Raw genomic sequence first — 13,952 nt, forward strand, 5'->3', positions numbered from 1 at the left:
ACCGCACCCCTACCCGGCCCCGCCCGCACGCCCGCACGCCCGCACGCCCGCTCCGCCGCCGATACCCCCAAGGACTGGCCCATGCGATCCCTCCACATGAAAGCGGCCCTGGCCACGGCAGTCGCCGCCGCCCTCACCGCCCCGCTCGTCGCGCCCGGCACCTCGGGCGCAACCCCTGCCGCCATCGCCACCGACCCCGACATCCCGGAGGTCTGTGCCGACCGCCGTCCCGGCCCCGCCGACCCCGGCGCGTACGGCATGCAGCTGGACAAGAGCTTCCGCCACCCCGCCCTCACCCCGGTCGACGAGGAGCACGAGCACTCCTTCCCCGGCCGCAACAAGGAGTACGACACCCGCTCCTACATCAAGAACATGAAGGTCGAAGCCGCCTACGAGGGGCCCGACTTCACCCCCGACTACTTCCACACCTGGCAGAACGCCGTCGACTTCGACGGCCGCCGCTACCTCTTCCAGTACGACCGCTCCGAGGGCCGCGTCTACGACATCACCGACGTCAGGAAGGTGAAGGTCGTCGAGAGGATGAGCCGCCAGGACGTGGACGGCGACGAGACGAAGGCCAACGGCTCCTGGGCCGCGCACGACTACTGGGGCGCGTCCACCATCCAGTGGAACAAGAAGCTCGACGCGTACGTCATGGTCCAGAGCTTCGAGGACAAGCGCCAGATCGATGAACTCACGGACGACCCGGCGCACGACAAGTACAACAACCCCGACGGCGTCGCGAAGTTGCGCGCCAAACCGGGACTCAAGGGCTTCAAGGTGTTCCGGCTGGACGGCCCGCGCAAGAAGGACTGGAAGCTGCTGGCGACCGTCTCCACCGACGCCACCCAGCAGGACCCCCTCAACAGCGACCCGGCCAAGGCCCAGCAGGGCTCGGGCTCCCTGGACGTGCCGTACTGGACCGGCGGGCGGTACATGTTCATCGCCACGGCCCCCGACAACACCTACTCCCGCACCGAGTACCCCACCAATCTGCACTCGGCCGGCTACCAGTCCTGGGACATGTCCGACCCGGCACGCCCCAGGCTCCTGGACACCTGGCACCTGCCCGGCCAGCGGACCGGCGAGGACGCCGCGTACGCGAAGAACCCGCGCTGCGGCAACCGCACCAGCTGGATGGGCGCCCGCATGCCGCTGTTCGTCCCCAAGCCCGTCGAGCAGGGCGGGCGCTACGCCTTCGCGGCGATGGGCGGCTACGGCCTGACCGTCCTCGACATCTCCGACCCGGCCGACCTGAGGGCGGTCGGCCACCTCGACCTGCCGCCGTCCGTATCGGGCACCGAGGGCGACAACGTCGACGTCTCGCAGTACGAGAAGACCGGCATCGTCTACTACTCCGGCTACCCGCTCACCGAGGACTGCTACGAGCCGTACAAGGACGTCTACCAGATCGACGCCAAGGACCCGAAGAACCCCCGCGTCGTCGGTGTGCTGCCCCGCCCGACCCCGCCCAGGGCTGCCGGGATCACGGACTTCTGCCAGCGCCGCGGCAGCTTCGGCCCCAAGCGCACCGGCTACTACACCAACCCCGGCAAGCACGAGGCGGGCGTCCTCGGCTACGGCTTCTACAACGCGGGCGTGCAGTTCTTCGACGTCTCCGACCCCGCCGCGCCGAAGATCGACGCCTACTTCGTCCCCAAGGCCTACGGCGCGGGGACCCCGGACTACGCGTACGGCAACCAGACCCACGGCGTGTACGTCGAGTGGGACCGCAACATCGCCTGGGCGCTGACCAATCACGGCATCTACGCCCTGTCCGCGCCGAAGGTGCTGGGCAAGCCGCAGCTCAACCGACCGGCGAAGCCCTTCCGCAACAGCGAGTTCTGACCCCGAGAGCCCTCGCTCCCCGCTCACGCCGTCCCCGCCCGCACATCTCCCTCCCGTACAGAAGGGCCCGCGCCATGGCCGCTCCGGAAAGACCCGCCCCAGCCCCCGTCCCGTCCCCCGGCACGTCCGACACGTCCGGCACGAGCCAAGCACCGGAGCGGGGCGAAGGTCTCGTCCGTTCCCTGACCCACCGCCAGACCACCATGATCGGCCTGGGCTCCGCCCTCGGCACCGGTCTGTTCCTCGGCTCGGGATCGGCGATATCCGCCGCGGGACCCGCGGTGATCATCTCGTACGGGATCGGCGCCGTGCTGGTCGCGATCATCGCGGTCCTGCTCGGCGAGATGTCCGCGGCGCACCCGGTCCAGGGGTCGTTCGGCGCCGTCGCACACAGGTACCTCGGGCCGTGGGCCGGTTTCGTCACCCGCTGGATGTACTGGTTCAGCGCGGTCGTGGTGATCGGCACGGAGGTCGTCGCCTCCGCGCTCTACATCCGCTGGTGGTGGCCCGGCGTGCCGATGTCCGCGGCGATCCTCGCGATCGCCGCGGTGGCCCTCGCGGTCAACGTCATCAACGTGAAGTCGTTCGGCACCACCGAGTTCTGGCTCTCCACCATCAAGGTGAGCGCGCTCTGCGCGTTCATCCTGTGCGCGGCCCTGCTCGTCCTCTTCGGCCTCCCCGACACCGAGGCCTCCGGCTTCGCCCACCTCACGGACGACGGCGGGTTCGTGCCGCACGGCGCGAAGTCCGTGTGGATCGCCATGTCCGTGGTGATGTTCGCGTACGCCGGATTCGAGGTCGTCGCCATCGCCTCGGCCGAGGCCACCGACCCGCAGCGCACGATCCGCACCGCGATGCGCCAACTCGCCTGGCGGCTCAGCGTGTTCTACGTCCTGGCGATCACCCTGGTCGTGGCGCTGATCCCGTGGCGACGGCTGGCCGGGAGCGACGGCAGCGTCGAGGCGAGCCCCTTCGTGCGGGTCTTCTCCGACATCGGTGTGCCCGCCGCCGCGACCCTGACCAACGCCGTGGTGCTCATCGCGGCCGTCTCCGCCGCCAACGCCCACCTGTACGGCGCGTCGCGCCTGCTGCACTCCCTCGGTGACGACGGCCTGGCCCCGGCGCCGCTGGCCCGGCTGACCTCGCGCGGCGTCCCGGCCGCGGCCCTGGCCGCGTCCACCTTGGGCATCGCGGCGGCCGCGCTCCTCGCCTTCTACGACGTCGGCGGCATCTTCAGCATCCTGATGTCGATCGCCCTGTTCGCGGTCCTGCTCGTCTGGCTGCTGATCCTCGCCTCGTACGTGGCGTTCCGCCGCCACCGCGACGCACACCCCGCGGAGTTCACCGGCTTCAGCGTCCCCGGAGGCACCCGGCTCGCCCCGGTGGCCGGGATGGGAGTGCTGGCGGTGGCCGCCACGGCGATCGAGGTCCCCGACATGCGCCAGGCGGCAGGCGTCGGTCTGGCCTTCACCGCCGTCCTGCTCGCCTGCTACGCACTGACCCGGATCCGCAGGGAACGACGGGCCTGACACGGGTCGGGGCAGCGAACGGGACGGCAACGCCGCCGCCACGCCGAACGACATGCGCGCTCGCGTCGTGCGACAAGGCCTATTGGCCTGCTGAGTGCCTGACGGTGTCGGGGATCTCGGCGATGACGGTCGGCAATGCCCTCGACATCCCGGTCTCCAAGATCCCCGGCCTCGTCGTCCGCGATCAGCTCCGCGTCTCCCCGCGGCTTCCAGCAGCGGCCCCGTCGGGTACGACGAGCAGCTTGCCGGTGGTACGCCGAGCCTCCAGATCGCTGTGGGCCTGGGCGGCCTCGGACAGTGCGTAGCGGCCCGTTACGGTGACCACGAGCGCCTTGGACCGTACCCACTCGAACACATCGGCGGCGCGTCGGAGCAGTTCGGACCGATCGGCGATGAAGTCCCCGAGGCTGGGCCGGATCAGGGTCAGCGAACCGCCGTGGGCGAGCCGAATCGGATCGAACGGCGGCACCGCACCACTTGCCGCGCCGAAGAGCACGAGATGACCGCGGGTTCGCAGGCTGGCGAGGCTCGCGTCGAAGGTGTGCGCACCGACGCCGTCGAAGACGACCGGCAGTCCCTGACCGCCGTTGAGCCGCCTCACCTCGGCCGCGAGATCGTCGACCGCGGAGGAGAGGATCACCTCGGCGGCCCCGGCGCGCTTCGCCAGCTCGGCCTTCGCCGTGGTCGACGTCGTGCCGATCACCCTGCCGCCGAGATGGGTGATGAGCTGGGTCAAAAGCAGCCCCATGCCACCGGCCGCCGCATGCACCAGCACCGTGTCGCCCCGCTGGACCGGGTAGGCGTCCGTGACGAGATAGTGCGCGGTCATGCCTTGGAGGAGCACCGCGGCGGCTGTCTCGAAGCCGATGTCGTCGGGCAGCGGCACCAGCCGGGAGGAGTCCACGACGGCCCGCTCGGCATACGTGCCGGGAGTCTCCACCCAGCCGACCCGGTCCCCGACCGCGACGTCGGCGACGCCGGGTCCGACTTCGACGACCGTGCCGGCGCCCTCAGTGCCCGGGGTGAAGGGCAGCGGGAGGCTGTACCGGCCTTCGCGGTGGTAGACGTCGAGGAAGTTGACCCCGGATGCGGCGACCTCCACGACCGCCTCGCCCGGACCCGGCCGCGGCGGGTCCACCTCGACCTCCCGCAGCACCTCGGGACCGCCCACTTCGTACACCTGAATCGCTCGCATGACTCTCCAATATCTACTCGTCCGCTACCAACCCCGTTGACGGCGATCCGATTCCCGTTTCACGCGATCCGCTGGTACGACTTCAACCCCGGCGGCAGGGCCGGGCGCGGCAGGGGCTGCCCACGGAGGCTGAACTCGATTTACACACACGCACTCTTGCGCCGCGTGCTGTCTGTGTAGTCCGCTGAGTGGCATGGGGAAGAGAAGCATTGCCGCGATGTCCGCCGCCCTTGTCGCAGGATCCCTTCTGGCGGGTGTGCCGGAGGTGGGAGCACAGGCCGCCGGGCAGGGTCCCGGCAGCTCGGTACCGCCGACCGGGGCATCTCCCGCGCCCGGAGTCGACCTGGACACCGTGACCATTCCGCAGCTACAGGCACGCATGGCGCACGGTTCGCTGACTTCCTCGGCGCTCACCCGGGCCTACCTGCGGCGGATCGAGAACATCGATCCCAAGATCCACTCGGTGCTGCACATCAGCCCCACGGCCCTGCGTGAGGCGGCCGCCAGTGACGCCAGGCACCGACGGGGCGAGACGCTCGGCCCCCTGGACGGGATCCCCGTTCTGCTCAAGGACAACGTGAACACCCGTGACATGCCGACGACGGCCGGGTCGCTCGCGCTCGCCGGGAGCCCGCCCAGGACTGACGCCGTGCTCGTGACCCGGCTGCGCAGGGCGGGGGCGGTGATCCTCGGCAAGGCCAACATGTCCGAGTGGGCGAACTTCCGTGCGGCCAAGCCCACATCGGGTTGGTCGGCGGTGGGGGGACAGACCAACAACCCCTACGTCCTCGACCGGAATCCGTGCGGTTCCTCCTCCGGCTCGGCCGCCGCGCTCGCCGCGTCGTTGGCGCAGGTGGCCATCGGCACCGAAACGGACGGCTCCATCGTGTGCCCGGCCGGGATGAACGGCATCGTCGGCCTCAAGCCCAGCCTCGGGCTGGTCAGCCAGCGGGGCGTGGTGCCGATCTCCGCCGAGCAGGACACGGCAGGGCCCATGGCACGCAACGTGACCGACACCGCGCTCACGCTCTCGGTGCTGAGCGAGAGCCGGGAAACGGCCAAGGACGTGCTGGCGAGCCACTCCACGAGCCTCCGGGGCAAACGGATCGGTCTGTGGCGACTGCCCTCGCTCGGCCCTGAAGTGGACGCGTTGATGACCCGTACGGCGAGCAGGCTCCGCAAGGCCGGAGCCGTGGTCGTCGAGGTGACGCCTCCGTACCAGGCGCGACTCGCCGAACTTGAATTTCCCGCACTGCTCAGCGAGTTCCACCGGGACATAAACGCCTACCTCGGCACCCGCGAAGGCCCACGGAACCTCGCCGAGCTGATCGCGTTCAACCGCTCCCACCCGGAGGAGCACACCTGCTTCGCCGGCCAGGAGCTGTTCGAGCAGGCCCTCACCGCACCGCCCACCACCGACCCCGCATACCGGGCCATGCGCGCCGAGTTGAAGGACCTCTCCCGGCGCTCCATCGACGAAACCATGGCCGACCACCGGCTTGACGCCATCGCCTCGCCCACGAATCCGCCCGCTTGGACGACCGACTGCGCTCGCGGCGACAACGACGTCATCCCCTCTTCCACACCTGCCGCCGTCGCGGGATATCCGTCCCTCTCGGTACCCGCGGGCTTCGTGGGCGAGCTGCCCGTCGGCGTGCTCCTGATGGCGGGTGACCGCCAGGACGTCAAGCTCCTGTCACTGGGAGCCGCTGTGGAGCACCGGCTGAAGGCTTGGCGCACACCGCGCTACCTGCCCACGGTGTTCTCCAGCGCGCCGCACTGAACGCGTCGGTCAACGCGACAGCAGCGTTGGCCGGGTCAGCCGGTCCCGGTCCTGTCCGCGAGGCCGGGACCGGCCGTCTGTGGTCCAGCGGAAGCGGCGCACGAGTGGCTGCCGCCTGAACGTGTGTCCGTGTGCCGGGCGGGGCGATGGCCTATTCCTTTTCCTGGTCGCCGAGCAGCCCGCCGATGTTGAGGTTCAGGCTCGGTTGCTTCTCGAAGTCCTCCCTAGCGCGCTTCTTGCGCTCCTCGGGGGTGAGCTTCGCCCACTCGGCTTCCACCTTCTTCTCTTCCTCCCGCGCCCTGCGCCCGTGCTCCTCGCGTTCCTTGACTTCCTGATCGGTGGATACACGGTCGATTTCCTTGCGGAACTCGCCGTAGTAGTCGCGTCCAGGCATGACTGTTTCTCCCGAAAGATGGGCTGTTGGGATTACGCAGCCAGTCTCCCCCCACTCGGCGTCGCTCGCACCGCAGGATCCCATCGGGGCGGGGCCACAGGGTGTCATCGGCGCCGCGCACCGCACCGCAGGACCGGTACGCGGCGCCGGTGGGGAACCCCGGGCCCGTATCAGAGCGGCAGGTGGAAGACGTCCTCCTGGATGTTCGTGATCTGCGTGTTCCGCTTGATCACGTCCGACATTCTCGTGCTCTTGATCGCGGCGACCTCGGCAGGTGTGAGGGCCGGGTCGTTCTCGAACCAGAGGCGGTCTCCGGCCCGGGTCCGGGTGAGCTGTTCAGTGATCACCGCGGTGAAGAGCGGGCCGAACGCCGTGCCCGGGATGTGGGGTTCGGCCAGCCCGCCGATCAGCGGGTCGAGCAGGCGGATGTCGCCGTAGGCCGCGGACAGCTTCGCCTGTACCGCCGGGTTCGGTGTGAGCTCGGCGAACGTACGTCTCGGGGGCAGCCCGTACGCTCTGCGGCACTGGTTGTAGTCCGGGACTCCGTGGTCACGGGCGCGCTGGATGTCCACGGCCACCAGGTCCAGCGGCGGCGCGCCGGGGAGCCGGATGCTGCGCATCGCCTCGATGACCGAGACGTCGACCTCCTGCATGATCTGGGACGCGAAGCCCTTGAACACCGGGCCGATGCCGTACCGGTTGACGATACCGATGTTGAGCAGTGCCTGGCCGTGCGGTACGGCCTGCAGGAGCTGACCGTCGTTGTCGACGATCAGCAGGTCGGGCGAGAGCATCGAGTGGCCGAACCGGAAGCCGAAGGTCGCGAACTCGGCGCTCATGGTGGGGTCCACGTGCGGGTCGTAGCCGGTGTACGGGCCGATCGCGTTCGGGCCGAGGATCGCGGGGATGAACTCCTGGAAGGTGATCGTCCCGATCAGCGCGCCGACCCACTTGCGGGCGTGCTGGAAGACCTGCTCGGCGCTGGCCGTGGGGCGCTCGGCCGCGATCAGCGCGGCCAGCCGGTTGTGCTCCCGGACGAAGAGGGAGTGGATGCTCATCAGGCCGTACCCGGTGTTGGCCCGCTCGTCGCCGGCCAGGAAGTAGCCGGCCGCGGGTCCGACCGTCTGGTTGAACAGCCCGGCCGTGTTCAGCGGCAGGACCGGCCCGTCGACGCCTGCGCCGGTCTTCAGCGCGCTGCCGTAGGCGGCCACCGGTCCCAGGTTCCGGATGGCGCGCAGCGCCGCGGCCCGCCCCTCGTCCGGGCCGTACACCGAGTTGCCGTCGATGTACGTGGTGAAGTTGTTGATCTGCTGCCTCGGGTTGCGCCGCCCCGTGCCCGTGGACGGATCGTATGCCGAGCGGGTGAGCGGGATCTGGCTGCCGGGCGGGAACGCGGTGTCGTCGGCGGGCACCGGTATGCCGATCGTCTCCAGTGGGTCCGCGGCCGGGATGAGGTTGAAGTCGTGGTTGAGGAACTGCCCCCACATCCAGGTCAGGTCCGTCAGGCGCTGGGCGTTGAGGGTGTCGGTCTCCTGTCTGCAGACGATGTTGCTGACCACTCGGGCGCTCGGGCGGTCGGCCCCGGCCGGGGCGCTCACGCCGTCGGCGTACCCGACGCGGGCGCGTCTGAGGAAGACCGAGCCTGCGGCCCCGCGCTCGGGGTGCTTGAGGTTGTTGCCGTAGCCGGTGACGGACCGGTACACCGGCGGGTTGGGCGCTGCCGTACCGCCGGCGGTCCCGGCCGCGCCCGCCTCGGGCTCGGCGGCGGCGCTCGCCGCGCCGGCCGTGGCCGCAGTGGCCACTGTGGCCGCCGCGACCGCGCCGGACAGCAGTACCGCACGACGATTGATCTCGGGGTTGGACCTTTCCATCGACGATCCTCCGGGAATGTAAGGAACTCGCGTACTCGGACTCAATCGCGTACTGGGATTTCCGAAGGCAGAAGGGCATGACCTGTACGGCCCGCGACGGTTCGGGCAGCGCGCCCGCACGGGCGGGCGACCCCCACCGGGGCCTCCCCCTGTCCCCCTGTCTCCTCTGTCCCGTGCACCCTACGCCGCAGCCCAGTTCCATCACAGAGCGATTCCTCACAACTCGCCCTGAGTAAGGGGTAGTTGATCCTCCACTCATGGCTGTACCCGGGTCCGGGCCGACGGCGCCGGGGAGGTCGGGGCATCTCGGCGTGACGTCAGTCGGCCCCGAGCAGCGAGGGGGTGGTGGCCAGTCGGCGCCAGTGGGAGGCCGGGTCGGGCATCAGGCGACGTGTCGTGAGGTCGAGCAGACCGGTGACGCTCTCCACGGTGGCGGCCAGCGCGCCGTCAGTGCGCAGGAATTCCTGGGTGACGCGGCCGGTCTTCTTGTCGGCGCCGTCGTAGGTGAACACGCAGGTGACATCGAACTCGTCACCGGCACGCAGCTCACGGTGAAAGCGAACCGTGGTCTCCAGGTTGACGGGCCCAAGCCCGGACCGTGACATCTCCAGCGCGTCCACCCCCGCTTCCTGTACGCAGGCCCAGCGGGCGTGGTCGGCGAAGTCCACGTAAGCGGATCCGCGCACGTGGCCGTTGGTGTCGAGGTCGCTGTGGCGGACGGCGAGCCGTACGCAAAACGGCCGTCCGGCGGCAGAGCCGGGCCCGGCCTCAGGAGTGGTGTCGGTCGTGGACTCGGATATTCGTGCGTTCTTCGGGGTCACGGCGCACATCATTACCTGTCAGGGCCAAGCATGTCCTGAACAATTCTGCCGGGAACCGGAGTTGGCGGCACCGGATCACCGGCCGGGCAGGTGGGGCCAGCAGCGTGTGCGCCCCACCTGGCCACGGCCGTACTTCTCAAGGCTCGCCGGTCCCGGCGCGGCCGGGGACGCGCGTCACCGCCCCGGCCGTTGCCGACTCCCGTACTCCCTCCAATCCTCCGAACACGCGATTCGCAGTGTGAAAGCGCTGCCCGGATCAGGCGAGAGAGCTACTGCGTGGGACCGGTGGAGCGCTGTTCCCATCGGTCCCAGTGCAGGACGTGCTCGCGGGGGACGCGGCGGGCCGGCTTGAAGTCGGTGCCGATGGTGTACGCCAGCGGGATGAAGGCGGCCAGCATGATGTCGTCGTGCGGAACGCCGAGCACCTCGGCCAGTTCCCGTTCCAGCGGCCCTTGCGCTGTCGTCCAGGTGGTGCCCAGGCCGCGTGCTCGGGCGGCCAGCATGAAGCTCCACACCGCCGGCAGGATCGAGCCCCACGCCCCCGCTTGCACGGTCACCGAAGCGTCGTCGGTACGTCCTTCCACGCCGGGGATCACGAAGGCGGGCACGCGGTGGATGTTGAAGGCCAGGTGGCGCAGGCCGTCGAAGACCCGTTCGGTGGAGTTGGGGTGGTAGTTCATGCGCCACGCGTCGCGTTCGGTCAGCGGGTGTCCGGTGGCCAGTGGCAGGGCGCGCAGGAAGATGTCGGCCACGGCCCGCCGCTGGGCGTCTTCGGTGACGACGATGAAGTGCCAGCGTTGCCGGTTGCGGCCGGTAGGCGCCTGTGTGGCCAAGTCCACGCACTCTTCGATCAGGGAGCGCGGGACCGGGCGGTCCAGGTCGAGGCGTTTCCGCACCGCACGGGTGGTCGACAGGAGTTGATCGGGGGTCAGATCCAGGGTCATGGCTGTTTCCTCTGTCTCGGACGGTACGGGTCGATGGGCGTCGTGGGGAGGTCGGTCAGGCGGGAGCGGGTGCCTCGGTGCCCCGGGTGCGCACGCGCAGGCCGAAGTGGGCCAGGGCCGCGCCGACGAGGGAGAAGCAGCCCGCGGCGAGAAAGGCGATCCGGTAGCCGTCGATGCCAGGTCCGGCCGCGGCCATGAGTGAGGCCAGCACGGCGACTCCGATGCCCGCCCCGATCTGGACGGCTGAGGTGATCAGCCCGGAGGCCAGGCCCTGCTGGTCATCGGGGAGGGCGCCGACGGCCGCGATGTTGAGACTGGGAAACGACAAGCCGTTGCCCACGCCGTGCACCACTAGCGCGGGCAGCAGCACACCGGCGTAGTCGGCGTCCGGGCCGGCCCGGAGGAACAGCAGGATTCCGGCGGCCTGGACCACCATTCCCACTGCCGCGGTCCGGCCCGGCCCCCACCGGTCGATCAGTCGTCCGGTGAACTTCGCGGTCACCATGATGGCCGCACCCATGGGGACGATGCCCAGACCGGTCGCCAGTGCGTCGTAGCCGCGGACCTGCTGGAGGTAGAGGACCGCGGCGAACTGCCAACCGATGGTCGCGCAGGCCCAGGCCAGCGCGGCGAGGTTGGCACCTGAAACGGTACGTGACCGGAAGACCCGCAGCGGAACGAGCGGGAACCGCTGCCGCCGCTCGATCTGTACGAAACCGGCCAGGAGCACCGCGGCGGCCGCTCCGGCGGGCAAGCTGGACTCGGTCAGCGCGTACACCAGCGACAGCACTCCCGCCGTGATCGCGACCGCGCCGACGGCGTCGAACTTCCGGCCCTCCCGGTCGGATCGGCCGCCTTCCGGCAGTGCCGTCGGAGCGACGATCAGCACCAGCAGGGCGATCGGCACCGGAAGGAAGAACACCAGCCGCCAGCTGACTTCGGTGAGCAGCCCGGAGGCGATGAGGCCGCCGCTGTAGCCGGTGGCGCCCGCCAGGGCGTAGAGGCCCAGGGCCCGATTGCGCTGGGAGCCCTCCGTGAACGTCGTGGTGATCAGGGACAGGGCAGCCGGCGCGGTCAGCGCTGCGGCCAGCCCCTTGACCACCCGTGTGACGACCAGCAGCCATCCCTCCGACAGCAGTCCGCCGACCAGGCTCGCCGCCGCGAAGACCGCGAGGGAGACCAGGAACACGCGGCGGCGGCCGAGCAGATCGGCCAGTCGGCCGCCCAGCAGCAGGAAGCCGCCGTAGGTGACCGCGTATCCCGACACGAGCCACTGGAGCGTGCCCTCCGACAGCGACAGGTCACGTCCGATGGCAGGCAGGGCGACCCCCATCAGAGACAGGTCCATGGAGTCCAGGAACACCGCGGTGCAGAGCAGCAGCAGGGCCAATCCCCTGCTGCCGTCGGGCTTGATCACGCCAAACCTCCATCTTCATGCAGATCATCTGCGAGCAGATGATTGGTGAGCATACAAATCCGATGGGTGGCATGCAAACAATCTGAGAGAAGACGAATTCTTGGTAGGGTCGACGCGTGGCCGCCGCACACGCGAAGGAGGTGGGTCACATGCCACCCAAGCCCGCGAACCGCGAGGTCAGCTACTTCCCGACGCTTGCCGCTGAGCGTCTTGACATCGCACTGTGCCGGGCCTCGACCGTCGTCGCCCGCGCCGCCGAAGCCAGGGCGAACGAGTCCGGGATCGGCGTCGGACAGCATCTGGTGCTCAAAATGATCGCCGAGGTCGGCCCCAGCTCGCAGCGAGCCCTGAGCGACCAACTGCGCATCGACCGCAGTGTCATGGTCGGCATCTGCGACGGCCTGGAGCAGGCGGGACACGTACGGCGCGAACGCGACGCGGAAGACCGGCGCGCCTACGCCGTCACGATCACCGACTCGGGCCGTCAGTTCCTCGCACGCGCCGAGGACGCGGTACCCGAATTCCTCGACGACACCTTCACTGACCTCACGTCAGCCGAACGCGAGCAACTCTCCACGCTGCTCGCCAAACTCCTGCGGCTCCGCCCCTGACGCAGTTCGGCCAGGGTGCGGGAGGGTTTGCCGCTTCTTCGCACGGTATGCGATGACCACGGGTTCACTCCGCGGGAAAGGCCGTAGTCGAGCGTGGCCGCACTGGTGCGCGCGGGCATGGCCGCGATGTCGGCCGTACCGATGAGTTCTGTGCGTGTTGACGGTCCACACCCCGGTTCCACCGACACGGGTGGGCCCGCGCTGGGAACGTTGCGGCGCGGGAGGAAGCACTTGGAGGCAGTGATGGGCGTCAACGACTCCGGGCAGGAACGCACGATCCGGGCGGCCGGGCAGGGAGTGCGGGTGGGCGGCCCCAGAGTGTTGGTGGCGGGGGCGAGCATCGCGGGGCCCGCGCTGGCGCACTGGTTGCGGCGGCGCGGGGCCGAGGTGACCGTGGTGGAGCGGGCTCCCGAGCCGCGTCCCGGAGGGCAGGCGGTGGACGCGCGCGGGGTGGCCAAGGAGGTCATCCGCCGCATGGGACTGGACGCGGCGGTCCGCTCGGCATGCACCGACACCGCGGGCGCGCACACCGTGGACGCGGACGGGCAAGTGCTGGAGACCTTCCGTGCGGACGACGACGGAGGCGACGGCTTCGTCGCGGACATCGAGATCCTGCGCGGGGACCTGTCCCGGGTGCTCTACGACGACACCCGCGACGGCGTCGAGTACGTCTTCGGCGACCGCATCGCCGGGCTCACCCAGGACGCGGAGGGCGTCGACGTCGTCTTCGCGGGCGGCGGCCGACAGCGCTTCGACTTGGTGGTGGGAGCCGACGGACTGCACTCGGAGCTGCGGGCGATGGTCTTCGGGCCGCATGAACGGTTCCTCCGCCACCTCGGGCACGTACTCGCCTTCTACAGCGTGCCCAACGAGTTCGGGCTGGACCGCTGGCTGCTTGAGTACCAGGACCTCAAGTCCGGACGCTCGGCCCTCCTGCGCCCCGTCCAGGACGCCACCCGCGCGATGGCCATGTTCTACCTCGCCACGGCCGACTTCGACGTCGACCACCGTGACATCGCGGCCCAGAAGAATCTCCTGCGCGAGCGGATGGCGGGCCTGGGCTGGCTGACCCCGGACATCCTCGCGCACCTGGACGACACCCCGGACTTCTACCTCGACCAAGTCGCCCAGGTGGTGATGGACCGCTGGTCGAGCGGGCGGGTGGGGCTGCTCGGGGACGCGGCGTTCAGCTCGTCACCGATGTCCGGGCAGGGCACCGGGCTGGCGCTGGTGGGCGCCTACCTGCTGGCCGGAGAGCTGGCCGCCGCCGAGTGGGACCCCGGCACCGGGTTCGCCCGCTACGAGGCGCGGATGCGCTCGTTCGTCGAGGCCAACCAGGAGATCGGCCGGTTGAACGCCCGCAGCCGCGACGTCCCCGGGCCGGACACCGAGCCGGGCCCCGATTTCGCCGGAGAATGGTTCGCCGAGCTGGTCGAGCGCGCGCTCAACGGCATCGAGCTGCCCGACTACGCGGGGGTGCCGGACTCCGCGGCCCCGGCCGGATCCCCGATCGCCTCTCCGCCAGGGACGTGAACCGAC

General features: G+C 70.0%; 11 protein-coding genes. 5 read left to right on the plus strand and 6 right to left on the minus strand.

The window, feature by feature from the left end:
* The first annotated feature begins 81 nt into the window (after nt 1-81).
* On the plus strand, nt 82-1,848 hold the full coding sequence (locus ACIBNE_RS23055) for an LVIVD repeat-containing protein (protein ID WP_399274377.1): 1,767 nt from the start codon (nt 82-84) through the stop codon (nt 1,846-1,848).
* Between the two features lie 74 nt (nt 1,849-1,922).
* Nucleotides 1,923-3,377 (plus strand): amino acid permease, encoded by a 1,455-nt coding sequence (locus tag ACIBNE_RS23060; protein WP_399274379.1) that lies wholly within the window; start codon nt 1,923-1,925, stop codon nt 3,375-3,377.
* A gap of 184 nt (nt 3,378-3,561) precedes the next feature.
* On the opposite strand, the gene ACIBNE_RS23065 is transcribed toward ACIBNE_RS23060, so the two are convergent.
* Nucleotides 3,562-4,572 carry a quinone oxidoreductase family protein gene (locus tag ACIBNE_RS23065; protein ID WP_399274381.1) on the minus strand — a complete coding sequence of 337 codons (1,011 nt, stop codon included), beginning with the start codon at nt 4,570-4,572 and terminating at the stop codon, nt 3,562-3,564.
* A 193-nt stretch (nt 4,573-4,765) separates the two neighbouring features.
* On the opposite strand from ACIBNE_RS23065, the gene ACIBNE_RS23070 reads away from it, so the two are divergent.
* Nucleotides 4,766-6,355, plus strand: coding sequence for an amidase (locus tag ACIBNE_RS23070; protein ID WP_399274382.1), 1,590 nt, complete (start codon nt 4,766-4,768; stop codon nt 6,353-6,355).
* A 151-nt stretch (nt 6,356-6,506) separates the two neighbouring features.
* Here ACIBNE_RS23070 and ACIBNE_RS23075 read toward each other — a convergent pair whose 3' ends face one another.
* The 5 genes from ACIBNE_RS23075 to ACIBNE_RS23095 all read right to left on the minus strand — a co-directional run bounded on the left by ACIBNE_RS23075 (nt 6,507) and on the right by ACIBNE_RS23095 (nt 11,802).
* Nucleotides 6,507-6,749, minus strand: coding sequence for a hypothetical protein (locus ACIBNE_RS23075; protein ID WP_399274384.1), 243 nt, complete (start codon nt 6,747-6,749; stop codon nt 6,507-6,509).
* Nucleotides 6,750-6,919: 170 nt separating this feature from the next.
* On the minus strand, nt 6,920-8,620 hold the full coding sequence (locus tag ACIBNE_RS23080; protein ID WP_399274386.1) for a peroxidase family protein: 1,701 nt from the start codon (nt 8,618-8,620) through the stop codon (nt 6,920-6,922).
* Nucleotides 8,621-8,937: 317 nt separating this feature from the next.
* On the minus strand, nt 8,938-9,441 hold the full coding sequence (locus ACIBNE_RS23085) for a thioesterase family protein (protein ID WP_399274388.1): 504 nt from the start codon (nt 9,439-9,441) through the stop codon (nt 8,938-8,940).
* A gap of 269 nt (nt 9,442-9,710) precedes the next feature.
* The gene (locus ACIBNE_RS23090; RefSeq protein WP_399274390.1) at nt 9,711-10,385 is read right to left on the minus strand and encodes a nitroreductase family protein; all 675 of its coding nucleotides are present in this window, start codon (nt 10,383-10,385) and stop codon (nt 9,711-9,713) included.
* 55 nt (nt 10,386-10,440) lie between these two features.
* Nucleotides 10,441-11,802, minus strand: coding sequence for an MFS transporter (locus tag ACIBNE_RS23095; RefSeq protein ID WP_399274393.1), 1,362 nt, complete (start codon nt 11,800-11,802; stop codon nt 10,441-10,443).
* Nucleotides 11,803-11,951: 149 nt separating this feature from the next.
* On the opposite strand from ACIBNE_RS23095, the gene ACIBNE_RS23100 reads away from it, so the two are divergent.
* Both ACIBNE_RS23100 and ACIBNE_RS23105 read left to right on the plus strand, forming a co-directional pair.
* Nucleotides 11,952-12,413, plus strand: coding sequence for a MarR family winged helix-turn-helix transcriptional regulator (locus ACIBNE_RS23100; RefSeq protein ID WP_399274395.1), 462 nt, complete (start codon nt 11,952-11,954; stop codon nt 12,411-12,413).
* 243 nt (nt 12,414-12,656) lie between these two features.
* On the plus strand, nt 12,657-13,946 hold the full coding sequence (locus ACIBNE_RS23105) for an FAD-dependent monooxygenase (RefSeq protein ID WP_399274397.1): 1,290 nt from the start codon (nt 12,657-12,659) through the stop codon (nt 13,944-13,946).
* Nucleotides 13,947-13,952 lie beyond the last annotated feature (6 nt).

Source organism: Streptomyces sp. NPDC050504, assembly GCF_044458065.1.
Lineage (GTDB): Bacteria > Actinomycetota > Actinomycetes > Streptomycetales > Streptomycetaceae > Streptomyces.

Excerpts from the sequence above, each read along its gene's own strand:
- ACIBNE_RS23055 (WP_399274377.1), top strand. The coding sequence starts at position 82 with ATGCGATCCCTCCACATGAAAGCGGCCCTGGCCACGGCAGTCGCCGCC.
- ACIBNE_RS23060 (WP_399274379.1), top strand. The coding sequence starts at position 1,923 with ATGGCCGCTCCGGAAAGACCCGCCCCAGCCCCCGTCCCGTCCCCCGGC.
- ACIBNE_RS23065 (WP_399274381.1), bottom strand. The coding sequence starts at position 4,572 with ATGCGAGCGATTCAGGTGTACGAAGTGGGCGGTCCCGAGGTGCTGCGG.
- ACIBNE_RS23070 (WP_399274382.1), top strand. The coding sequence starts at position 4,766 with ATGGGGAAGAGAAGCATTGCCGCGATGTCCGCCGCCCTTGTCGCAGGA.
- ACIBNE_RS23075 (WP_399274384.1), bottom strand. The coding sequence starts at position 6,749 with ATGCCTGGACGCGACTACTACGGCGAGTTCCGCAAGGAAATCGACCGT.
- ACIBNE_RS23080 (WP_399274386.1), bottom strand. The coding sequence starts at position 8,620 with ATGGAAAGGTCCAACCCCGAGATCAATCGTCGTGCGGTACTGCTGTCC.
- ACIBNE_RS23090 (WP_399274390.1), bottom strand. The coding sequence starts at position 10,385 with ATGACCCTGGATCTGACCCCCGATCAACTCCTGTCGACCACCCGTGCG.
- ACIBNE_RS23100 (WP_399274395.1), top strand. The coding sequence starts at position 11,952 with ATGCCACCCAAGCCCGCGAACCGCGAGGTCAGCTACTTCCCGACGCTT.
- ACIBNE_RS23105 (WP_399274397.1), top strand. The coding sequence starts at position 12,657 with ATGGGCGTCAACGACTCCGGGCAGGAACGCACGATCCGGGCGGCCGGG.